General features: G+C 58.5%; 24 protein-coding genes. 8 read left to right on the top strand and 16 right to left on the bottom strand.

Annotation, left to right across the window (positions count from 1 at the left end; translation table 11 throughout):
- Window positions 1–62 precede the first annotated feature (62 nt).
- Entirely contained in the window at window positions 63–1085 is a 1023-nt protein-coding gene (locus G482_RS0112790) for a tetratricopeptide repeat protein (RefSeq protein ID WP_028450354.1), read from the top strand.
- 56 nt (window positions 1086–1141) lie between these two features.
- Here the strand turns inward: G482_RS0112790 and hisD are convergent, their stop codons facing one another.
- The 16 genes from hisD to G482_RS0112705 all read right to left on the bottom strand — a co-directional run bounded on the left by hisD (window position 1142) and on the right by G482_RS0112705 (window position 13268).
- The gene (gene hisD, locus G482_RS0112785) at window positions 1142–2434 is read right to left on the bottom strand and encodes a histidinol dehydrogenase (RefSeq protein ID WP_373277571.1); all 1293 of its coding nucleotides are present in this window, start codon (window positions 2432–2434) and stop codon (window positions 1142–1144) included.
- Window positions 2435–2593: 159 nt separating this feature from the next.
- On the bottom strand, window positions 2594–4273 hold the full coding sequence (locus tag G482_RS0112775) for an FAD-dependent oxidoreductase (protein WP_034619729.1): 1680 nt from the start codon (window positions 4271–4273) through the stop codon (window positions 2594–2596).
- A 120-nt stretch (window positions 4274–4393) separates the two neighbouring features.
- Entirely contained in the window at window positions 4394–4918 is a 525-nt protein-coding gene (locus tag G482_RS0112770) for a potassium channel family protein (RefSeq protein ID WP_028450351.1), read from the bottom strand.
- Between the two features lie 7 nt (window positions 4919–4925).
- A complete protein-coding gene (gene hisG, locus G482_RS0112765; protein ID WP_028450350.1) occupies window positions 4926–5573 on the bottom strand; it encodes an ATP phosphoribosyltransferase in 648 nt (215 codons plus the stop codon).
- A 50-nt stretch (window positions 5574–5623) separates the two neighbouring features.
- Complete coding sequence (locus G482_RS0112760; protein WP_028450349.1) at window positions 5624–6028, bottom strand: DUF4870 domain-containing protein; 405 nt, start codon at window positions 6026–6028, stop codon at window positions 5624–5626.
- Between the two features lie 5 nt (window positions 6029–6033).
- Complete coding sequence (gene murA / locus G482_RS0112755) at window positions 6034–7284, bottom strand: UDP-N-acetylglucosamine 1-carboxyvinyltransferase (RefSeq protein ID WP_028450348.1); 1251 nt, start codon at window positions 7282–7284, stop codon at window positions 6034–6036.
- Window positions 7285–7322: 38 nt separating this feature from the next.
- Complete coding sequence (locus G482_RS0112750; protein ID WP_156128941.1) at window positions 7323–7505, bottom strand: hypothetical protein; 183 nt, start codon at window positions 7503–7505, stop codon at window positions 7323–7325.
- Window positions 7502–7744 (bottom strand): BolA family protein, encoded by a 243-nt coding sequence (locus G482_RS0112745; RefSeq protein ID WP_028450346.1) that lies wholly within the window; start codon window positions 7742–7744, stop codon window positions 7502–7504. Before G482_RS0112745 ends, G482_RS0112750 begins: the two co-directional genes overlap by 4 nt.
- A 72-nt stretch (window positions 7745–7816) precedes the next feature.
- Window positions 7817–8572, bottom strand: coding sequence for an ABC transporter permease (locus tag G482_RS0112740; protein WP_028450345.1), 756 nt, complete (start codon window positions 8570–8572; stop codon window positions 7817–7819).
- A gap of 12 nt (window positions 8573–8584) precedes the next feature.
- A complete protein-coding gene (locus tag G482_RS0112735) occupies window positions 8585–9478 on the bottom strand; it encodes an ABC transporter ATP-binding protein (protein WP_028450344.1) in 894 nt (297 codons plus the stop codon).
- Entirely contained in the window at window positions 9475–10254 is a 780-nt protein-coding gene (locus tag G482_RS18630) for an MlaA family lipoprotein (RefSeq protein WP_034619728.1), read from the bottom strand. Before G482_RS18630 ends, G482_RS0112735 begins: the two co-directional genes overlap by 4 nt.
- Window positions 10255–10314: 60 nt before the next feature.
- Entirely contained in the window at window positions 10315–10584 is a 270-nt protein-coding gene (locus G482_RS0112725) for an STAS domain-containing protein (RefSeq protein ID WP_028450343.1), read from the bottom strand.
- Between the two features lies 1 nt (window position 10585).
- Window positions 10586–11191: an MlaC/ttg2D family ABC transporter substrate-binding protein gene (locus G482_RS0112720; protein ID WP_028450342.1), complete on the bottom strand. Its 606-nt coding sequence runs from the start codon at window positions 11189–11191 to the stop codon at window positions 10586–10588.
- The gene (mlaD, locus tag G482_RS0112715; protein WP_028450341.1) at window positions 11188–11661 is read right to left on the bottom strand and encodes an outer membrane lipid asymmetry maintenance protein MlaD; all 474 of its coding nucleotides are present in this window, start codon (window positions 11659–11661) and stop codon (window positions 11188–11190) included. The genes G482_RS0112720 and mlaD overlap by 4 nt, the downstream gene beginning before the upstream one ends.
- Window positions 11662–12453 (bottom strand): lipid asymmetry maintenance ABC transporter permease subunit MlaE, encoded by a 792-nt coding sequence (gene mlaE / locus G482_RS0112710; protein WP_028450340.1) that lies wholly within the window; start codon window positions 12451–12453, stop codon window positions 11662–11664.
- The gene (locus tag G482_RS0112705) at window positions 12450–13268 is read right to left on the bottom strand and encodes an ABC transporter ATP-binding protein (RefSeq protein WP_034619727.1); all 819 of its coding nucleotides are present in this window, start codon (window positions 13266–13268) and stop codon (window positions 12450–12452) included. The genes mlaE and G482_RS0112705 overlap by 4 nt, the downstream gene beginning before the upstream one ends.
- 174 nt (window positions 13269–13442) lie before the next feature.
- On the opposite strand from G482_RS0112705, the gene G482_RS18625 reads away from it, so the two are divergent.
- The 7 genes from G482_RS18625 to G482_RS18615 are packed head-to-tail and all read left to right on the top strand — an operon-like array spanning window position 13443 to window position 21844.
- Window positions 13443–15275, top strand: coding sequence for a pilus (MSHA type) biogenesis protein MshL (locus G482_RS18625; protein WP_051259011.1), 1833 nt, complete (start codon window positions 13443–13445; stop codon window positions 15273–15275).
- Window positions 15272–16849 carry a tetratricopeptide repeat protein gene (locus G482_RS0112695; RefSeq protein WP_028450338.1) on the top strand — a complete coding sequence of 526 codons (1578 nt, stop codon included), beginning with the start codon at window positions 15272–15274 and terminating at the stop codon, window positions 16847–16849. Before G482_RS18625 ends, G482_RS0112695 begins: the two co-directional genes overlap by 4 nt.
- Window positions 16849–18546: a GspE/PulE family protein gene (locus G482_RS0112690; RefSeq protein WP_028450337.1), complete on the top strand. Its 1698-nt coding sequence runs from the start codon at window positions 16849–16851 to the stop codon at window positions 18544–18546. Before G482_RS0112695 ends, G482_RS0112690 begins: the two co-directional genes overlap by 1 nt.
- The gene (locus G482_RS18620; protein WP_084414672.1) at window positions 18546–19748 is read left to right on the top strand and encodes a type II secretion system F family protein; all 1203 of its coding nucleotides are present in this window, start codon (window positions 18546–18548) and stop codon (window positions 19746–19748) included. Before G482_RS0112690 ends, G482_RS18620 begins: the two co-directional genes overlap by 1 nt.
- Window positions 19703–20980 carry a hypothetical protein gene (locus G482_RS0112680; RefSeq protein ID WP_028450336.1) on the top strand — a complete coding sequence of 426 codons (1278 nt, stop codon included), beginning with the start codon at window positions 19703–19705 and terminating at the stop codon, window positions 20978–20980. Before G482_RS18620 ends, G482_RS0112680 begins: the two co-directional genes overlap by 46 nt.
- A complete protein-coding gene (locus G482_RS0112675) occupies window positions 20973–21572 on the top strand; it encodes a hypothetical protein (RefSeq protein ID WP_028450335.1) in 600 nt (199 codons plus the stop codon). Before G482_RS0112680 ends, G482_RS0112675 begins: the two co-directional genes overlap by 8 nt.
- Window positions 21569–21844, top strand: a complete 276-nt coding sequence (locus G482_RS18615; RefSeq protein WP_051259010.1) for a hypothetical protein — start codon at window positions 21569–21571, stop codon at window positions 21842–21844. Before G482_RS0112675 ends, G482_RS18615 begins: the two co-directional genes overlap by 4 nt.
- The last annotated feature ends 48 nt before the right edge of the window (window positions 21845–21892 follow it).

The raw sequence follows: 21892 nt of genomic DNA, 5'->3' as shown, positions 1-21892 counted from the left end.
GACTTAGCCCGCAACGCGCAGATTCGCGTTGTGCTACAACGAAATTCGCCCGAGGATTTCGCATGCCACTGCAACGCCGGCAGGCCGAATTGGCCGCCATCGCCACTCAAATTTTTACTGCGCCCGCAGAAGCGCGCAGCGCCTGTCTGGCGCTACTGGCTGAGGCACGCCTGCATTTTGATGTGCCGGTGTTTATCGAGGCCGCGCGGCAGCTGTCGCTGATTGAGGATCAGTTGGGCGATTTTGCCGGGGCGATTGCGGTGCTGCTGGAAGCGCAGGCGCTGGCGGTGGAGTTTCGTGCCTATCAGCAGATGCCCTTGATTTTGGAGCAGTTGGGTTGTTGCCATTATTCGCTCGGGCACTATCCGGCGGCGCTACAGTATTTCCGGCAGGCGGCGCTGCTGTGTGGGCGGCAGGCCGAGCTGCAAAAAACCCGCGCGCTGGCGCTGATTGGTATTGGGCGGGTCTGCGATGCGGCAGGTGAGCATCGGCATGCCGTGCGCATGCATCAGGCTGCGAGCCAATTGCTGCAAGACAGTGGTGATGCCTATCTGATCACCATGGCGAAAATCAATTGGGCGGTGAATCTGCTGCAGCTGGATGAGCGCGCCGCCGCGCAGACGCTCTTGCAGCAAACCTGGCACGAAAGCGCGGCCGCGGGCTTGCCGCATCATGTGGCTGAATGCCAGTACCGGTTGGCGCAATTGGCGCGGCGGGAGCAGGATAGCTCGCAGGCTGAGCTCTTGCTGGAGGAGGCGCTGGGTACGCTGACCACCACGCCTTATCACTGGTTAGAAGTGAATGTGCTGGCCGAATGGGCCGAGCTGGTGGCTGAGCAGGCCGCCTTGCCGCAGGCGCTCACGATTTTGCAACGTGGCTTGCAGCTGGCGCGCGAAGATCGATTTTTGCATCTGGAGCTGCGCCTGCTGACACAGGCCGCCCGCTACGCTCAGCAGCTCGGGCTAAAACTGCAGCGCGAAGAATACGAGCGCCAGGCCGGGTTTCTGCATATCCAGCTGCACGACCACAGCGTGCCCTTACCGCAGCTGGATTTATCCGGCCTAGAGGCACTTGCAGTAGATTGATGCCGGGGTATGGGCTTGTAGAGCCTGCTAGATAAGCTCGACAGCCCAATACTCCATTATTTCATCCGCAGTTCAGCCGCGTTGGCGTGCGCCGTCAGGCCTTCGCCGTGCGCCAAAACGCTGGCGATTGCGCCCAGCTTTTGCGCCCCAACTGCCGAGACCTTGATCAGGCTGGAGCGTTTCTGGAAGTCATACACGCCCAGCGGGCTAGAGAAACGCGCGCTGCGGGCGGTTGGCAAGACGTGGTTTGGCCCAGCGCAGTAGTCACCCAGCGATTCGGACGTAAATTGCCCCATAAAAATCGCGCCCGCATGGCGGATTTGCGGCAGCAGCGCCTCTGGCTCGGCCACGGATAATTCCATGTGCTCGGGGGCGATGTAATTGCAGATTTCACAGGCTTCGGCGAGGTCTTTCACCACAATCAGTGCCCCGCGGTTGGCCAGTGAGGCGCGGATGATGTCTTGTCGCGGTTGGGTAGGCAGCAGTTTTTCAATGCTGGCCGCGACTTGGGCCACATACTCGGCGCTAGGGCACAGCAAGATCGATTGGGCGATTTCATCGTGCTCGGCTTGGCTAAATAGATCCATCGCCACCCAATCCGGGTTGGTTGTGCCATCGGCCAAGACCAAAATCTCGGATGGGCCGGCCACCATATCGATGCCGACAATCCCGAACACCGCGCGCTTGGCCGCAGCCACATAGGCATTACCTGGGCCGGTGATTTTATCGACTTGCGGTACGGTTTGCGTGCCGTAGGCCAAGGCGCCAACGGCTTGGGCGCCACCTACGGTGAACGCACGCGATACGCCGGCCACATAGGCTGCCGCCAGTACCAGATCATTGCGCTCGCCTTTGGGGGTAGGCACCACCATGATGATTTCGGCCACGCCCGCAACGTGCGCCGGAATAGCGTTCATTAATACTGAAGATGGATACGCCGCTTTGCCGCCGGGTACATAAATACCCACGCGGTCCAGCGCCGTAACTTGCTGGCCGAGCAGCGTGCCGTCTTCGTCCTCGTAGCTCCATGAGCTCATTTTTTGCTTTTCGTGGTAACTGCGTACGCGGGCAGCGGCCGCTTGCAGGGCTTCGGCTTGGGCGGCGGGCAGGCGCTCGAAGGCCGCTTTGAGCTCGGCCTGCGTGAGTTCCAGCTCGGCCATGCTGCTGGCGTTGGTGCCGTCAAAGCGATTGGTATAATCCACCACCGCGGCATCACCACGGCTTTTTACATCGGCCAGAATCGCGGCCACGCGCTGATCCACTTGCGGGTCTTGCGAGGTTTCAAACGCCAGCAGGGCGGTGAGTTCGGCTTGGAAATTGGCAGACGTGGAATCTAGACGGCGAATCATGGCAACGACCCAAAACAATGAGGAATTTCCCCATTATACCTTGAAGCCGTGGTGGCGTTCGCCAGCCGGCAAAAATGCCGGCCAAGGCTGATCTGACGCAAGTGGGCGCACGCCCAGACAGATACCCTGGTGGGTATCTGTCTGCAAGCTATGTTGTAGTTAGTTTTGTGACTGATACTGCTGACTAAGTTGCAGCGCCTGCCAGGTTTTGTAGCCGCCGTTCAGGCTCTGCACCTGAAAACCTTGCTGCTGCAGATGGCGCTGCGCAATATAGCCGCGCAAACCCACCATGCAATACACCACCACTGGCCGCTGCCGATCTAGTGTGCGGCTTAGCTCGCGCAGCTGGCTGAGTGGCAAGTTGCGCGCGCCGGTGATCTGGCCGGTGGCGATTTCTTCTGGCTCGCGTACATCGATCAGCTGCGGTGCTGCGCCGCTGGCCAGTTGTGCCGCCAATGCTTCCGGCTCGATCAACTGAAGTAGGCCGTGTTGCAGATTTTGTGCGGCCATCCCCAGTAGATTCACCGGATCTTTGGCGGCGCCATAAGGTGGCGCGTAGCTGAGCTCCATTTCGGCCAGATCATCAATTGTGAGCCCCGCTTGCAGCGCCACGGCCAGCACATCAATGCGTTTATCCACGCCTTTTTCGCCTACGGCTTGGGCCCCCAGTAGCCGGCCGGTGGCAGGCTCGAACAGTACTTTCAGGCTGATCATGCTCGCGCCGGGGTAATAGCTGGCGTGATCATTGCCATGCAGATACAGCTTGCGATAGGCAATGCCGGCTGTGGCGAGGCTGCGTTCATTCAGGCCGGTGCTGGCCGCAGTTTGATTAAACACTTTGCAAATGGCGGTGCCCTGGCTGCCGCGATAAGCATTGCTGTGGCCAAAAATCGCATCCGCCGCGATGCGACCTTGCCGGTTGGCGGGCCCCGCCAGCGGCAGCAACACGGCTTGCTGATAAATGGTGTGCTGCACCTCAACCGCGTCGCCCACCGCATAAATCGCAGGGTCGCTGGTTTGCTGCTGCGCATTCACGACAATCCCGCCGCTGCGGCCGATGCTGAGGCCTGCGGCCTGTGCGAGGCCAGTTTCCGGCTTGACCCCGATGGCGAGCACCACCAGATCGGTTTGCAGCGAGCGACCAGAGGCCAGCTGCAGGCTGAGTTGTTCATCTGCATGCACGGCTGCCAGGCTCTCGCCCAGCAATAGCTCTACCCCATGTTGCGCCAAGGTTTGCGCCAAGGGCGCGGCCATTTCGGCATCCAGCGGGGTCAGCACCTGCGGCGCTCGCTCGATCAGGCTGACCGCTAAGCCGCGGTGGCGCAACGCTTCGACCGTTTCTAGCCCGATAAAACCAGCGCCGACCACTGTCACGTGTTTCACCTCACTGGTCATCGCCTGCATCAGCCGATCGAGATCGGGTACGGTGCGCAGCGTAAACACCCGCGAGTTATCCAGCCCCGGCAATGGCGGGCGAATCGGGGCCGCACCCGGTGCGAGGATCAGCGCGTCATAGCTTTCTTCGTAGGTTTCAGCTGTTTGTCGATTGTGCACGCGCACGGTTTTTGTCGCACGATTAATGCTCAGTACCTCGCTATTCACGCGCACATCTAGGCCAAATCGCGCGGTGAGGCTTTCGGGCGTATGCAGCAATAATGATTCGCGCTCGGCAATCTCGCCGCCCAAGTGATAGGGCAGGCCACAGTTGGCAAACGACACGTAGGGGCCACGCTCGAACACGACGATGTCGGCGTGATCATTCAGCCGCCGCGCCCGCGCCGCCGCCGAGGCGCCGCCTGCTACCCCACCAATAATGACTAGCTTTTTGACCTGACTCATGGCTTTGCTCCGGTAAATTTAAACAAAGTATATTATGTTAAAATGTATAATGTAAAGCCGAAAAGGACCAGGGCTTGATGCAGGTCATGCGGCTAGCTGATGCCGGCAGGCATGGGGGGCTTAGTGCTGTGCCGGTGGTTCGGCTGGGGCGGCGGGTTGGGCGACAACGCGGCTGAAAATCAGTGTGATGAAAATGCCGAAGTGAGTAGAGCCGATAAATGATTCAGCGATAAATAGCAGCTTGCCATCGCGGTTGCAGGGCAGGAAATCACCAAAACCGACGGTGGCAAAGATGGTGGCCGAGAAATACAGCGAGTCGAGAAAATCCGGGTTGTTGCTGCAACCAGCGCTGGTGCCGTAAACGTCAAACATCTGCCAGCCGGTGGCAAAGGTATAAATCAGCAACAGATTGCTAAGGATAAACAGCCAGACGGCTTGCTCGGGCTCGATACCCTGCCGCAGGCGCAAGCCTTTGGCGATGCTCAGCACATAGGAAAAGTAATTGAGATACACCAGCGCGATAAACCCGTGCAGGGCGGTGCTGGTGTTCTCAACATAACCGAGCTTAAGTAGCCACGGCCAAGCGAACATGCACAACAACAGATACAGCGGTAAACGCTGCTGCTTGAAGTGCTGCCGTGGCATGGCTGGATTAGGCGTGGCGGGCCGCGACGGTGGCGGCAAAGGCGTCCAGCATAGGCTGAATACGGGCGTGTTTGAGTTTGAGCGAAGCCTGATTCACTACCAAGCGGCTGGAAATCTCGCGAATATGCTCCACTGCCACCAGATTATTGGCTTTTAGCGTGCCGCCAGTCGATACCAGATCGACAATCGCATCGGCCAAGCCCACCAGCGGGGCCAATTCCATTGAGCCATACAGCTTGATCAGGTCAACGTGCATGCCTTTGCTGGCAAAGTGCTCTTTGGCTTGTTCGGTGTATTTGGTGGCAATGCGCATGCGTGCGCCTTGCTTAACCGCGCCTTCGTAATCAAAACCATTTTGCACTGCGACCATCAGCCGGCATTTGGCGATTTCCAGATCTAGTGGCTGATACAGGCCCTGGCCGCCATGCTCCAGCAGCACATCTTTACCTGCCACACCCAAATCAGCCGCGCCATATTGCACATAGGTTGGCACATCCGAGGCGCGCACGATAATCAGCTGCACATCGGGCTGGTTGGTGCCAATAATCAGCTTGCGGGTGCTTTCCGGTGCTTCGGCTGGCTCAATGCCAGCGGCAGCTAGCAAAGGCAGGGTTTCTTCGAAAATCCGGCCTTTGGAAAGGGCGATGGTAATCATGGGGTATCCGTCCCTAGGTCTTGTAGGTGTTGCGTCCTAGCGCAATACCCTTATTTGAAAAGTGCAATCTTGGCCGGGTATTTGGCCGGCCAGCCATTAATCGCCCGCGCCGCCTGCCACATGCTAAACAACGCCGCACCCACACCAACCCACCACACAAAAATCGGGGCGTGTAAGAGAGTGGTGGCCAGAAAGGCCAGCGCATAAAAGCAGGCCATTAACATCTGGAAATTCACCGATTCACGCGCATGCTGCTCGACAAATTCCGAGTGCACGCGGGCAAATTGCAAGATGATAAAGGGCAGGCCCAACGAAATCAGCGGCATGGCCAGCACCGGCAGCCAAAACACCGCAGCCAGGTGGGCGATCACCGCAAAAAACTTTTCATGCTCTTTGGGTGGTTCTACTTTGCCGTCGCTGTCTTCGCTGGCGGGCTTGGGATTAATGGTGAGCATACTGCTTATTTGATCCGTTCGATTTTAACGCCGACACCGGCGAGCTTGCGCTCGATGTGCTCATAGCCGCGATCGAGGTGATAGACGCGATCCACAATGGTTTCGCCTTCGGCAATCATGCCGGCCAGGACCAGCGACGCCGAGGCGCGCAGGTCGGTCGCCATTACCGTGGCGCCCGAGAGTTTTTCCACCCCGGTCACAATCGCGCTGTGGCCATCTACTTTGATTTTCGCGCCCATCCGCGCCAGCTCAGGCACGTGCATAAAGCGGTTTTCGAAGATGGTTTCGGTAATTACACCGGTGCCTTCGGCAATGGCGTTCAAGAGCGTGAATTGCGCCTGCATATCGGTCGGGAAGGCCGGGTATTCCAGGGTGCGGATATCCACGGCTTTCGGGCGCTGTTTCATATCCAGCGAAATCCAGGTATCACCCGTTTCGATGTAAGCACCCGCTTCGGTGAGCTTATCCAGCACGGCGCCCAAGATGTCGGCACGGGTGTTTTTCAGCAGCACTTTGCCTTGTGAAGCGGCCGCGGCCACCAGGAAAGTACCAGTTTCGATGCGGTCGGCCACGATGGCGTGTTCGGCGCCATGCAGTTTTTCCACGCCAACAATCGTGATGGTGTCGGTGCCGTGGCCGGTGATTTTGGCGCCCATTTTGATCAGGCACTCGGCCAGATCCACGACTTCAGGCTCGCGCGCGGCGTTTTCCAGAATAGTAGTGCCTTCGGCCAAGACCGCTGCCATCAGCAAGTTTTCGGTGCCGGTGACGGTGATCATGTCCGAACGGAAACGGCAGCCTTTCAGTTTACCGGTGGCTTTGACATAACCATGCTCGATCACGATCTCGGCACCCATCGCTTGCAGGCCTTTGATGTGCTGATCAATCGGGCGCGCGCCAATCGCGCAACCGCCCGGCAATGAAACCTGCGCTTCGCCAAAACGCGCCAGCGTGGGGCCCAGCACCAAGATGGAGGCGCGCATGGTTTTCACCAGCTCATACGGCGCGATGGTGCTGGTGATGTTGTTGGCAGTGATTTCGTACTCGTGCACGTTATCGGTCATCACCCGCACGCCCATGCCTTGCAGCAGTTTTTGCGTGGTTTTCACATCGGCCAACTGCGGGACATTGGTCAGGCGCAGGGTGTCGGCGGTGAGCAAAGAGGCACACAGAATCGGCAAGGCAGCATTTTTGGCGCCAGAAATGGTGATTTCGCCGTTGATAGGGCCGTTGCCGGTGATTTTCAGTTTATCCATGGTATTCGGTTCCGCGCGGGGCGCTCGCCCCACTGATTTTATTTGAAGTACAGCCAGTAGCTCACTGCGACCACTGCGATCAGCCACGGCAGATTGGCCAGCGCCGCTAAGGGGCCACCATTTTTTTGCTCGCGCTGGCGGGCGTCGAGTTTGGCTTGTTCGATGACTTTGTGCCGAGCCTCAATCTGGCCCAGATCAAAGCGGGGATCGCGCTCGCTCACTGGCGGGCGGCCCATTCGGCTGGGGTGAGGGTGGCGCGCATCGATAGCGCGTGCAGCTCACCTGAATCCAGATACGATTTCAGACCATCATTGATCAGACGATGGCGGGCCAGCAGTTTAAGGCCTTCAAATTGGCTGGAAACGATGGTGGCATAGAAGTGATGGCCATCGCCCTCCACTTCGAGATGCTCACAGGGCAAGACTTGGCGGATCAGCGTCTGAACGTATTCTGGTGTCATAAGTATCTGTTTGGGTGCGCAATTTGCGAGGTCGCCGCCGCTTTGCAGCAGCGGCAGACCCGCATGATAGCCTTAGCGGCGGATTTTGTAGCCGGATTTTATCAAGGTCAGCGTGATTACGGTGAGGATTGCCAAAGTAAATCCGACAACCGCCAGCGATTGCCATGGGCTCACATCGGCCACGCCAAAGAAGCCATAGCGAAATCCGTCGATCATATAAAACACCGGATTGAGGTGCGAAACGGCTTGCCAGAATGGCGGCAAGCTATGAATCGAATAAAACACGCCCGATAAAAAGGTCAGCGGCATGATCAGAAAATTCTGAAAAGCGGCCAGTTGATCGAACTTCTCGGCCCAGATCCCGGCGATGAGGCCCAGCATGGCCATCAGGCTGCAACCCAAAATCGCAAACACCACTACCCATGCTGGGTATGCGAATGGCGGCACCGCAAAAAATAGCGTAGCGAGCAATACCCCCAGGCCAACCACAATACCACGTGCCGCGCCGGCGAGAGTGTAGGCCGCGAAAAATTCAAAATGCGAAATCGGCGGCAATAACACATACACGATATTGCCGGTGATTTTGGATTGAATCAGGCTGGAGCTGGAATTGGCAAAGGCATTTTGCAGCATGCTCATCATCATTAGGCCGGGAATCAGAAAGGCGGTGTAGCGCACTCCCGGATACGGCTCGACATGGGCTTCGAGCACATGGGCAAAAATCAGCAAATACAAAAGCGCGGTAAGCACCGGCGCGGCAACGGTCTGAAAGGCCACCCGCCAGAAGCGCAGGATTTCTTTGTAAAACAGTGTGTAAAACCCGGTCATGCCTGCTCCGACTTAGGCGTGCATCATTTGCACAAAGATTTCTTCCAGATCGGGCTGGCTAATGGCCAGATCTTTGATGGTGATGTCGTGGGCGCGCAATTCGCTCAAGATTGCTTCCAGCCCATTGCAATCGGCCAGCTTCAGGGTAAAGCGGCTCTCTTGCTGCTTGAGTAGCAACGGTTGCAAGCGTTCGGGCAGCGTTGCGGGTTTGAGTTTGAGCTCTACCGTCCGCGCCGCGCCACGCCCGAGCATGGTGCTTTTATCTTCCAGCGCGATCAATTCGCCCCGTTTGAGCATGGCGATGCGATTACACAGGGTTTCGGCCTCTTCCAGATAATGGGTGGTCAGCACGATGGTGTGGCCCTGCGTATTGAGCCGCTGGATGAATTCCCACAAGGTTTGGCGAAGCTCGACATCCACCCCGGCGGTGGGCTCGTCCAAAACAATCACTGGGGGTTTATGCACCAAAGCCTGAGCTACCATGACGCGGCGCTTCATACCCCCCGAGAGCGCACGCATATTGGTATTGGCTTTTTCGCTTAAACCCAGATTGTGCAAAATTTCGTCAATCCAGTTGTCGTTATTGCGCAGGCCAAAATAGCCCGATTGAAAGACCAGCGATTCACGCACAGTAAAGAAAGGATCGAACACCAGCTCTTGCGGCACGATGCCTACTGCTCGGCGGGCGGCGCGATAGTCGCTGGCGACATCATGGCCCATGATGCGAGTTTGCCCGCGGCTGGCGCGGGTGAGGCCACCCAAAATGGAAATCAGCGTGGTTTTGCCCGCGCCATTGGGGCCGAGCAAAGCAAAAAAATCACCCTGCTCAACGCTGAAGCTCACTTCCTTGAGGGCGGTAAAGGCGCCGAAATCTTTGCCGACGTGGTTAAATTCTATGGCTTTCACTGCGCATCCTTGCTGGGTTCACTGGCGCTGGGGCTACTGCTGGGGGTGTCGCTCGCGGCTTCGGCCGTCACACTGCTGCCGTGCTCGGCATCACTTCCCAATGGCAGCGGATAAGGTGGATTGCCATCGTGCACCTTGAACCAGCGCCGCTGTAAATAGGTGTCGCGCACAAAACTATAGGGATCAAACTGCTCTTGCAGGGTGGCATCTAGCGGCAAAAGGCTGGCGCGCAGATCAATCACATAGGTGCTGTAATAGGCAATCTGGCCGGCCAGCGGGTCGATGTAGTCGAGTGGCCCCCAGGCGAGACGGAGCAGATTATCGCTTGAATCACGCAGCGTGAGCGGGCCGTAGAATGGCACCATCAGATAGGGCCCGCTGGGCACGCCCCAGTAGCCAAGCATCTGACCAAAGTCTTCGTTCTGTTTTTCGATGGGCAAATCGCTGGCCCAATCGATCAGGCCGCCTACACCCAGCGTGCTATTCAATACCACCCGACCGGTGCTCTTGGCCGCAGCGGTGCCTTTGGCTTGCAGTAGGGCGGCGGGGATGCCAAAGAGATCATCCAGGTTGCCAAAGAAATTACCTACCGCAGAGCGTAATGGCGGCGGGATATATTCGCTGTAGGCCTTGGCCACCGGGCGTACCAGATGTTGATCCAGCCCGCTGTTAAAGTCGTAAATCGGCCGATTGATGGATTCGAGCGGATCGTAGTTGTTTTGTGGCGTCGCGCAGGCGGTACACAGCAGGGCGGCCAGCAGAGTCAGTCGGCGCATAATGGAAAAAGCGCCGTAAGGCGCTGTCCGTGTGAGAGTCATACGGTTATTGTTGGTCGCTTAAACTTTGATTTGCAAGAGATCTTGCACGCCATAAACCCGAATCAGCTGACCAAGGGCGGCCGGGCAGCCCTGATAGCTTAGTTGCCGCTGCCGTGCCTGCGCCCGGCGACGCCATTCCAGTAAGAGCGCCACGGCGCTGGAATCCAGCGTTGTAACGGCCTGTAGATCCAGTGTCAGATCCCCTGCCGCCAGCAAGCCATCCAGCGCGCCCAGCAAGGCGGGTGTACTGGCGTGGGTGAGGGTGGCGGGCACTGGATACAGCTGCATCTTACTTGCCTTGCTTGGCGGCGTTATTACGGGCCGCTAATTGCTTGATCAGGCCGTCGATACCGTCTTTGCGGATCACTGCGCCAAATTGATTACGGTGGTTATTGATAAAGCTGATGCCATCGACGTTAATGTCGTACACCTTCCACTCATTGCCATTCTTTTCAAAGTTGAAATCGAGCGGGATAGGTTTTTGGCCTGGCAGGCTGACTTCGGTGCGCACGGTTTGTTCATCGGCATCATTCCCGGCGCGGGTGCCTTTGATATTAATTTGCGCGTTTTTGTAAACAGTAAGGGCGCTCAGGTAAGTGCGCACCAGCATGGCACGAAATTCGTTGGTGAGCGCTTCTTGTTGTGGCGTAGTCGCGCTTTTCCAGTATTGGCCCGTGGCCAGTGCGGTCATGCGTTTATAGTCGGCCAGCGGCGAGAGGCGTGCATCAACCAGGTCACGGGTTTTTGCCGGATCTTTGTCGTTCTTTTTGATGATTTCCAGCACGTCTTTGCTGGATGAGCGCACGATCTGCTCGGGGCTGTCGCTGGCGATGGCGCTATGGGCTACAAAACTCAGGCTCGTGGCCAGCAGCAGTTGTTTAACGAGTTTGATCATTCCTGTTTTTCCTTCTCTTTGTCGGCCTGGCTAAACAGGAAACGACTGATTAACTGCTCCAGCACAATCGCTGAAGAGGTGATTTTGAAAGTGTCACCGGCTTTGAGGGTTTTCTCTTCGGCGCCGGAGGTAATGCCGATGTACTGCTCGCCCAAGAGGCCGGAGGTTAAAATTTCGGCTGAGCTATCGCGGCTAAATTGGTAGCGGCTATCGACATCCAAAGTGACTTTGGCGACATAGCGCTGTGGGTCTAGGCTAATTTGGCTTACCCGGCCAACGACAACCCCGGCGCTTTTGACTGGCGCACGTACTTTCAGCCCGCCGATGTTTTCAAAATCAGCGGTTAGGCTATAGGTGCTGCCGGTGGGCAAATTGCCTTGGCTGCTGACCTTGAGTGCCAAGAACATCAGCGCCGCCATGCCGGCCAGGACAAATAGCCCGACCCAAAAATCGATCATGCCACGTTTCATTTACACTCCCCGAAACATAAAGGCGGTCAGAATAAAATCAAGAGCCAGAATCACCAGCGCACTGGTGACCACGGTGCGGGTGGTGGCCGTCGAGATGCCTTCGGCGGTCGGGGGCGCATCATACCCTTCAAAGACGGCGATCAGTGAGACAGCAAAGCCAAAAAACAGGCTTTTGATGACCCCATTCATGACATCCAAGCGAAAATCCACCGCGCCCTGCATTTGCGACCAGAAGCTGCCTTCATCTAAGCCCAGCAGCTGCACCCCAATCAGGTAGCCGCCAAATATCCCCATGGCGCTAAACATGGCCGCCAGTAAAGGCATGGAGATCACGCCCCCCCAGAATTTCGGCGCCACGACGCGGGCGATGGGGTTGACCGCCATCATTTCCATCGCCGCTAGCTGCTCGGTGGCTTTCATCAGGCCGATTTCGGCGGTGATTGCGCTACCGGCGCGGCTGGCAAACAGCAGCCCTGCCACGACTGGACCCAGCTCGCGCACCAGTGACAGCGCCACCAAAATCCCCAGTGAGCTGGCAGCGCCAAAGCGTTGCAAGGTGTCATAGCCCTGTAGCGCCAGTACCATGCCTACAAACAGCCCCGACACCACAATAATCAGCACCGACAGTACACCGGCAAACCAGATTTCACGCAGCGTGAGCTGTGGGCGTAGCAATGCGGTCGCCGAGTGGCGCAAAATCGCCAGCTGGAAACGGGCGGCAAAGCCCAGTTTGATCAGGGTGTTGGTGACTGGCTGCCCTAGGCGCGAAACCAAGTCGAATAATAGCTTCATGCCTGCACCCCCAAAGCTTGGGCGTAGGGTGGTGCCGGCTTATGAAAGGGCAAGGGGCCATCGGGCTGCGCATTGATAAATTGCTGCACAAATGGATGTGTTGAGGTGCGTACGGCCGCCGGCGTGCCTTGGGCTACCAGCTGACCCTGGTCAAGGAAGTACACATAATCGACAATCGCCAACGATTCGGCGACATCGTGGGTGACCACGATCGACGCCGTGCCCAGAGCGTCATTGAGCTCGCGAATGAGCTGTCCCACGGTCGCAAGCGAAATGGGGTCAAGACCCGTAAAGGGCTCGTCGTAAAGCATGACTTGCGGATCGAGTGCGATGGCTCGCGCCAACGCCACCCGCCGCGCCATGCCGCCGGATAAGGCCTGCGGCATCCAGTCGGCGGTACCGCGCAGCCCCACCGCTTGGAGCTTCATCAGCACCAGATCACGAATCATGGATTCGGGCAGCTGCGTGCGTTCGCGCAGCGGGAAAGCCACATTGTCGAAGACCGACAAATCAGTAAACAACGCCCCGAATTGAAACAGCATGCCCAGCTTGCGGCGGAGCTGATACAGCTCGCCTTCATTTAGGCGGCTCACCTCGATGCCATCCACGAGCACCCGACCGTGCTGGGCGCGCAGCTGCCCGCCGATCAATTTAAGCAGCGTCGTTTTACCTGAGCCCGAGCCACCCATGATGGCGACCAGCTGGCCGGCTTCGATCTGTAGCGAGACATCGCGCAAGATCGGTGTGTCGTCATAAGCAAAGCTGACGTTTTCGAATTCAATCAGTGGCATAGCTGCAATTTTACGGTAAGGCATTCAGGGATACCAAGCGGTAGTTTGTTGCTAATTGTTCTTGATCGCACCCAGAGTGGGGTAAAACGCGCCGAAAGTGGAAAATTCACATTCTTTGCGGCGCGATTCTTACTGTGAGCTGGCATTTGCAATGGGGTTTCCTAGAATAAGGCTATTCCTTTTTAGACTGGATTTCGCATGCGACAGCTGGCGTTGGCGATCGGTATTGGGCTACTAGCGGGGTGCGCTGGCACCACTGGCTTATCTCCCGTCGCAGGCCGGCATTTACAGGCCTCGGCCGTCGCGGCCAGCGATGAGATCCCGGCGCCGGTTAAAGTGATCCCCTATCTACCGCAGCCCGCGGCCAGTGCGCCTTTGGAAACCTACAGCGTGGTAGTTAGCCAGCTGCCCGTGCATAACCTTTTATTTGCGCTGGCTCGCGACGCGCGGATTAATGTTGATGTGCATCCAGAAGTGCAAGGGGTGGTGACTCTCAATGCCATCAACCAAACCCTGCCGCAGATCCTGACCCGAATTGCCCGCCAAGTGGATATTCATTGGCGTTTTGAGCAGGGCGTGCTCACCGTGATGCCTGATCGACCTTATCTGCAAACCTACAAAGTCGATTACTTCAATCTCTCGCGCAATATGAAGGCCAATGTGGCGATTCTGAATTCGGTAACCACGGGCGGCCAAACCGGGACAAATAGTGGTGGCAATAGCTCAACTACCAGTATTGACAGTGAAAACCCACATCAGTTCTGGAAAAGACTAGAAACCAATCTAAAAGAAATGCTTGGCATTCGCGATGGTGCGCCGACTAGCACATCCCTGACCCAGCCGGTGTTAGCCAATGTGGCCACTCAGCTTAATCAAACCTTGAGCCAGAAAACCACCGATGCCAAAACCGCCATTGCGCTGACCGAGGCGCTGAGCAAAGCTGAGAAAAACGCTGCCGAGGCCGGCAAAAGCCGCGCCGAGCAAGCCAACGCCACTACAGTGGTCGGGGCGACGACGGTGAATATTCCGGCCAATCAGGTGATTATGAATCCGGAAAGCGGCACCATCAGCGTGCGCGCTACCCACAAAGATCAGCAAAAAGTCGCTGAGTTTCTGGCCATGGTGCAGGCCTCGGCCCAGCGGCAAGTGATGATCGAAGCCACCATCGTGGAGGTGGCGCTGGGGGACCAATATCAGGCTGGGGTGGATTGGAGCCGTATCGCTTCCGGCTCGGGCTGGTCGCTGGGGCAAAGTCTGGTTGGCGCCAATTTGGGCGCGGCTCCGATGACTTATCTCAGCTACAAGGGCAGCAACTTCACTGCCACACTTAAATTACTGGAGCAGTTTGGCCGCACCCGCGTGCTATCCAGCCCCAAGGTTATTGCGCTGAATAATCAGACCGCAGTGATGAAAGTGGTGGAAGAGCAGGTGTATTTCACGCTGCAACTTGAAGAAGATAAAAACACCGATGGTGTGGTCACTGGCCGCACCTACACCTCCACCCTGCATACCGTGCCGGTGGGCCTAGTGATGCAGGTGACGCCGCAGGTCGCGGAAACCGGGCTGATTTCGATGAATGTGCGCCCCACGATCACCAATATCAGTAGCTATGTTGAAGACCCCGCCGTGGCACTGATCAGCCGTAATTCGGATCGCCCGGTGCAAAGCCTTGTGCCGGTTTTGCAGGTGCGCGAGTTTGATTCCACCTTGAAAATTGCCAGCGGCCAGTCGGCCGTGCTCGGCGGCTTAATTCAAGACAAATTAGTTACCAGTCGGCAGGGGGTGCCGGGCTTGTCGCGTGTGCCGGTGCTCGGCGATGCGTTTAGCTATCGCGATGATAAGGTCAGCAAGATTGAGCTAGTGGTGTTTTTGCGCCCGATTGTGGTGCGCGAGCAAGGGCTTGCCGCCGAGCAGGCCAGTGATCAGCGCTTCTTGCCGGGGGATGATTTTTTTCAGCGCAGCAGTGATCAAGAACTATCGGCCTTTCAGGGCGGGCTAGTGCCATTGCCGGCCAAAGCGAGAGCGCAATGATCGGCTCGTATTTGCAGGCGCTTAAAGACGCCGCGCGGCAGCGAGAGCAAGGTGATGCTGCGCCCGAAAAGGCTGAGCCGCCGCTGGAGCTGGAGTTTGAAACGCCTGCTGCTGATTTAAATGCGGATTCAGCCGCTAACGCCACCGCCGAGCCCATGCCCCCAGCGGCAACAGAACTGGAGCCGCAGACGTCGTGGCCCACCTTGGATTGGGAAAGCGGCCCGGCAACGGCCACAACCACATCTGTTCAGAGCGTTGAGAGCCCAAGCAATGCCGAATCTGAACATGGATTGCCAGTCGATACCGCCACTGAGCAGCCTTCGTCTATTGATACTCCGCTAAGTTTAGTGGCCGAAGCAACGACTGAGGATGCGGAACCCAATCGCGAGCCCGCTACGGCTCGGCAAACATTACTAGCCGAGGCGGTCTTAAGCGAGGCTGAGTTGCCGCAGCAGGAAACGATGGCCAGTGATCAGCTCGTGGCAGAGGTGATTGTGCCCCCGGCGGTTGAGGTGGTAACGACTGCCGCGCGTGCGCCAGACAGCCCCGCGCAAGCTGCAGCGGTGGTGAATGTTCCCCCTGCGCCCGAGACCACCAGCACTTCGCCGCCTGCCACCAGCTGGTGGGCTGGCCAAACTCGTAGCCAATCGCGTGGCTTATTGCCCTGGCTGGCGCTTGGCGGCACGGTATTTTTGCTGGGCATGGCCGCGTGGTTGGGTTGGGAATACCAGCAGCTCACGCGCAGTAGTGATGCACCTGCCCGCGTCATCGCCAGTGCACCGGCTTCTGCGGTGGCGACGGCCGACACCGGGGCCGAGGTGGCGGCCGTTCTGGCGCAGTCGCAACCAGATGCATCCAATACGGCTATAGGGTATTCATCTGAACCAAAAGAAAATATTGATGTTGCTGGCAATACCCAAGATAAAAAAGAGCCGGCGGCTGCCGCCCCTGTGGCAAAGCTGCCAGCGACCTTTGCACCGCCCGAGGTACGGTTTGTGCGTACCGTGGCCAGTGCGCCCAGCACAGTCCAGGCGGCGTATCAGGCGTATCAGCGGGGCGATCTATCGCTGGCAGAGCGGCAATATCGGGCGGTGTTGCAGCGCGAACCGCGCCAGCGCGATGCCTTGCTGGGCTTGGCCGCGATTTATTTGCGCCGGGATGATGCTCCCGCCGCGCTAGGGGTTTATCAGCATTTGCTCGCGCTGAATCCGCAAGATGCGCCGGTGCAACAAGCTGTGCGCAGCCTGCAGGCCGCGAGTGGTAATGAAGCCATGGCGGCACAAAACACCCAGCAAGGTGGTGAGGTCAGCAACCCGCTCGCCCAAGCGCAGTTTCATGCGCAGCGAGGGGAATGGGCAGCAGCGCAGGCGTTGTATTTTTCGGCTTGGCAGGCCGACCCCAGTCAGCCCGATCTGGCGTTTAATTTGGCGGTGAGTTTGGATCAGCTAGGGCAGCGCAAGCTGGCAGCCGAGTTTTATCAGCAAGCCTTGCAGCTGGCGCAGCAGCGGCCAGCGCAGTTTGCCAGCGCGGCCGCCGAAGCTCGGCTGGCGCAATTGCGATTGGCGGGCTACTGATGAGCAACACCAAGAAAACCCTGCCCCTCGGCGCACTGCTAGTTGAAAAAGGGCTGCTCACAGAAGACCAGCTGCGTATTGCCCTCTTGGAGCAGCGGCGCTCGGGGACCCCCCTGGGTAAATTACTGGTGGCGCTGGGTTTTGTTTCGGAAGGGGTGCTGCGCGAAGCGCTATCGGAAAATCTCGGTCACCACAGCATTGATCTGAGCCGCACCGTGGCGGATTTGCAGGCGATCCGGCTGATTCCCAAAGAGCTGGCCAAACGCTTGCTGGCTTTACCGGTGGGGCTGGATAGCGCGGCGGCTGTGCTTACCGTGGCGATGGTGGATCCGAATAATCTGGTGGCGCTGGATCAGCTGCGGCTGCAAACCCGAGATCAATATCGGATCGAAGCGCTGCTGGCGGCCGAGTCGGATATCGTCAGAGCGATTGACCAATATTATGGCTTCGAGCTCTCGATTGATGGCATTTTGCACGAAATCGAAACTGGCGAAATTGATTACGGCAGCCTCGCGCAGGCCGAGGCTGAATACAGCCAGCCGGTGGTGCGCCTGATTGATGCACTCTTGGCCGATGCGGTGAATCGGGGTGCCTCAGATTTGCATTTCGAGCCGGAGCCTTCGTTTGTGCGGATCCGCTACCGCATTGATGGGGTCTTGCGGCAAATCCGCGCGCTGCATAAAACCTATTGGCCGGCGATGGTGGTGCGGCTGAAAGTGCTCTCAGGGATGAATATCGCCGAAACCCGGGCGCCGCAAGACGGCCGAATTTCGCTCACCCTGTCGGGCCGTAGCCTGGATTTTCGGGTGTCGGCGCAGCCGACTAGCTGGGGCGAAAATCTGGTGCTGCGGATTTTGGATCGGCAAAAAGGCCTGGTGCCGCTGGATAAGCTTGGCTTGAGCCGGAGCAACCTTGATCTATTGCGGCTGATGATTGCGCGCCCGGAGGGGATCATTTTGGTCACCGGCCCCACCGGCTCGGGCAAAACCACCACCCTATATTCGATTTTGAATCACATTAATTCGGTGGCGGTGAACATCATGACGCTGGAAGACCCAGTGGAATATCCGCTGCCCATGATCCGGCAAACCTCGGTGAATGAAGTGAGCAAGCTGGATTTTGCCAACGGCATCCGCGCCATGATGCGGCAAGACCCGGATGTAATCCTGATTGGCGAGATTCGTGACCGGGATACGGCCGAAATGGCGTTTCGCGCCGCGATGACCGGGCATCAGGTGTATTCCACCCTGCATACCAGCTCGGCAGTCGGCGCCTTGCCGCGGCTGCTGGATATTGGCGTGCTACCCGACGTACTCACCGGCAATATCATCGGCATTATTGCCCAGCGCCTAGTGCGCACTCTCTGCTCGCACTGCAAACAAGCCTATCAGCCCGATGCGTTCGAACAGCGTTTGCTCGGTATCCGCCAGCCCCAAACCATTTATCGCGCAGTGGGTTGTCCGCAATGTGAGCATCAGGGCTATCGCGGGCGCACCACGGTGATGGAGTTGCTGCGCCTGGATGGTGAGCTCGATGAGCTCATTGCCCGCCGTGCTTCGCAGCGCGAAGTCCGGCAATTAGCCTTGCGCAAAGGCTTTGTGCCGCTGGCCGATGATGCCTGCCGCAAAGTTTTGGCCGGGGAAACCGCGTTGGAAGAAATCGCAAGGGTGATTGACCTAACCGAGCGGGTGAGCTGATGCAGTTTCGCTATCGGGCCGCCGAAGCGGGCGGGCGTATTCGGGAGGGGGAGATGGCCGCTACCAATGTGGCCGACTTGGAAATCCGCCTGGCGCGTCTGCAGCTCACCTTGATTGAGGCGCGGGCGGCCCCGCAGCGCTGGTGGGGTGCCCGGCGGATTCATCGCCGTGAGCTGATTCAATTTTGTTTTCATCTGGAGCAACTCACCCGCGCAGGTGTGCCGCTACTGGAGGGCCTGGTTGATTTGCGCGATAGCGTGGATCAGCCGCAAATGCGCGAGATTGCGGCCAATCTGATTGAAGATATCGAAGGCGGGCAGCAGCTATCCCAAGCCATGGCTGCGCATCCACAGGTGTTTGATCAGGTGTTTGTGAGCCTGATCCGTGCCGGCGAAGCCAGCGGTGAGCTACCTACGGTGCTGGGTAAGTTAGCCGAGGCGATTAAATGGCAGGATGAATTGGTCTCGCGCATGCGCCGGATTGTGATGTATCCGGCGTTTGTCGGGGTGTTGGTGTTTGCGGTGGTGTGTTTTTTGCTGATTTATCTGGTGCCACAGCTAGTGGCATTTATCACTGCGATGAAGCAAACCTTGCCGTTCAGCACCCAGCTGCTGCTGTGGCTCTCTACCCTGTTTGCCAATGCCTGGTGGGCGATTATTGGCCTGCCTGTGGTGCTGCTGCTGTTAGGCCGCTGGCGCTATCAGCAGGATGAGGCTTTTCAAATGCAGGCCGATGGCTATCTTTTACGTCTGCCGGTGTTGGGGCCGATTGTGAAAAAGATTGTGCTGGCGCGCTTCGCAGGGTTTTTTGGTTTGCTCTACGGCGCCGGGCTGCCCATTTTGGAATGTTTGCAGATTTGCGAGGGCATTATGGGCAATCGGGTGCTCTCCGCTGCAGTGGCGCAGGCGGGGCAACAAATTCGCGAGGGGCAGGGCGTGAGTGCCAGCTTTGCTCAGGTGGGGCTGTTTCCGGCGCTGGTGCTGCGCATGCTGCGGATCGGCGAAAACACCGGCCAGCTCGATGGGGCGCTGGCCAATGTGGCGTATTTTTATGATCGCGATATCAAAGAGGCGATTGAGCGCGTGCAAGCGCTGGTTGAGCCCACGATGACCGTGATTTTAGGGCTGCTATTGGCCGGCGCGGCGAGCCCGATCGGGTGCAGCTCGCCGCCTTGCTCAATGGCGAACTGCTGGAGCGGGTGATGGCGCCCTTACTGGCGCGGCAATGGCCGGTAGTCGGGGTGTATTCGCTGGCGCTGCTCACGCAAGCCTTGCTGGAACGGATGCCGCAGCATCCGCCGCAGGTGCTGGTGATGAGTAGTTTGCGCCCCGGGCAATGGCGGCAAAGCTTTTTTACCCATGAAGGCCTGCGCTTTAGCCGGCTGGCGATTTTTAATGCCAGCCACGCAAGCCAGCCGGATGAGCAATTACATGATCTGGCCAGCGAATTACACCGTGCGCGGCAATATCTGAGTACTTTGCGGCTGGTAGGGCGCGATGTGCGCTTACCTGTGTGGCTACTGGTCGATGGCCACCAGCTGGCCGCGATGGGTGGCTTGCCGGCGGCCTTGGGTGAAGAGGCTGGCGCGTTTGATTTGCAGCTGCAAACGCCGCAGGGCGAGCTGGCGCAGCGCTTGCGGCTACCAGTGCACAGCGAGCACTGGCTAGAGTCGCTGCTACGCCTACTGGTGAGTGGCAAGCTGGCCAATCAGTATGCTCCCGCTGCGGTGCTGAAATACGATTGGCTGTACCGCTTAGGGCGGCATTTGTATCAGTGGGCGGTGGTGTTGGTGTTGCTGGCTGCGGGGCTGGCCGCCATAAGCTGGTGGCAGGCTACCCAATTGCAGCAGCAGCTGGGTTTGGCTGAGCAGCGTTGGCAACATCTGCAGCGCGAGGAGCGTGACTACAGTCAACGCCTGCATGGTGCGGCGGCCAGTGCACCTTTGCGCTTGCAGACCATGGCCCGCTTTACTGGGCAGCATTTGCAGGCAGCGCCCGATCCGGAGCGCACGCTGCAGGCGGTGAGCCAGGTACTACTGGGTTTGCCGGGTTTAACGCTGGATGAAGTGCAGTGGCAAACCCTAGCGCCGGCTGTGCTTGCCGATGCCGCGGCGAATGGTGCGGTGCCAGCTGAGCCGCAGATGACTGATCCGCAAGCGCAGCCCAATCCATGGCTGGCGCAGCAGCTTACCTTGCGCGGGCGGGTGGCCGATCGGCAGGCGCACCGGCAATCTTTGCAGCAAGTGCGGGCGCTACAAGAAGCGCTGCAACACGATCTGGCTGGTGTGCAGATTAGCGTGGTGCAATGGCCGCTGGATATCCGCTCGAAAGCGAGTATCCAGCCACAACTCAATCAGGTGGCTGATTCTAGAGCAATACCCGCCGATTTTGTGCTGCAGCTTAATTGGCCCGCCCCGGAGTTAACCCATGAGTGATGCTATTTGGTCGCAGCTCAGGCGCAGTGATTACGCGCTGATACGCCGCCCGGTGCTGTGGTTTGGTACCGCGCTACTGATGGCGGGCGTGTTATTGCTGGTGGGGCAAGGTTATGTGTGGTTAAGCCAGAGCGAGCTGGATGCGCAGCAGCAACGACTGCGCGCGCAAGTGGCCAGCACCGAAGCGGCTAAATTGGCGTGGGATGCCGTGCAGCGGCATCAGTCATTAGCCAGTCAGCTGCAGCGCCGCGGCGTATTGAGCGCGGAAAATCGTCTGGCTTGGGTCGAGCAACTGGCCGCACTGGCGCGCGCGCACCCAGAATGGCAGCTGAGCTACAGCCTTAATCCGCGCCGGCTGAAAGAAGGGGCCACGCCCGAGCAGGGGTTGGCACTGTATGCCAGTGAGCTGCATCTGCAGTGGCAGGCCAGCTCCGAGTGGGATTTTTCTGCCCTACACGCTCAGTTGCGACAATTGCCGGGGCAGGCGGTGGCGCGCGAATGCCTGTGGCAGCGCGTGCCGGCTCAGGCGCTGCCGCTGCGGCTGGATTGCCGCTACGATGTACTCACCATGCATGATGCGGAGGCGCCATGAAGCGATTGGCTCTGGCGGTGTGTGCCGTGTTGCTGGCGCTTAGCCCGCTGGGGCTGGCGGCCGATTCCTGGGGGCGGCTGTTTTTTAATCCGCACGAACGCGCCCAGCAGCTCACCACCGAGCGCAGTGCCGCAGCAGCACCGGCTGACGCTACGCCCGCTCCGCTGCGCTACGATGGCCAGCTCAAAGGCCCACGCCGCCAGGTGCATTGGGTCAATGGGGTTGAGGCAACGCCGCCGGTCGGCTTGCGCCCCGGCCAGCAACAGCCTTAGCCGCAAACTGGGCGCGCCTACGCTGTGCGCAGCTTTGATCAGGGGCAT

Source organism: Chitinibacter tainanensis DSM 15459 (assembly GCF_000429785.1).
GTDB lineage: Bacteria > Pseudomonadota > Gammaproteobacteria > Burkholderiales > Chitinibacteraceae > Chitinibacter > Chitinibacter tainanensis.
Note: the sequence above shows the minus strand (reverse complement) of the source record. Positions and strands in the feature narration are given on the sequence as shown.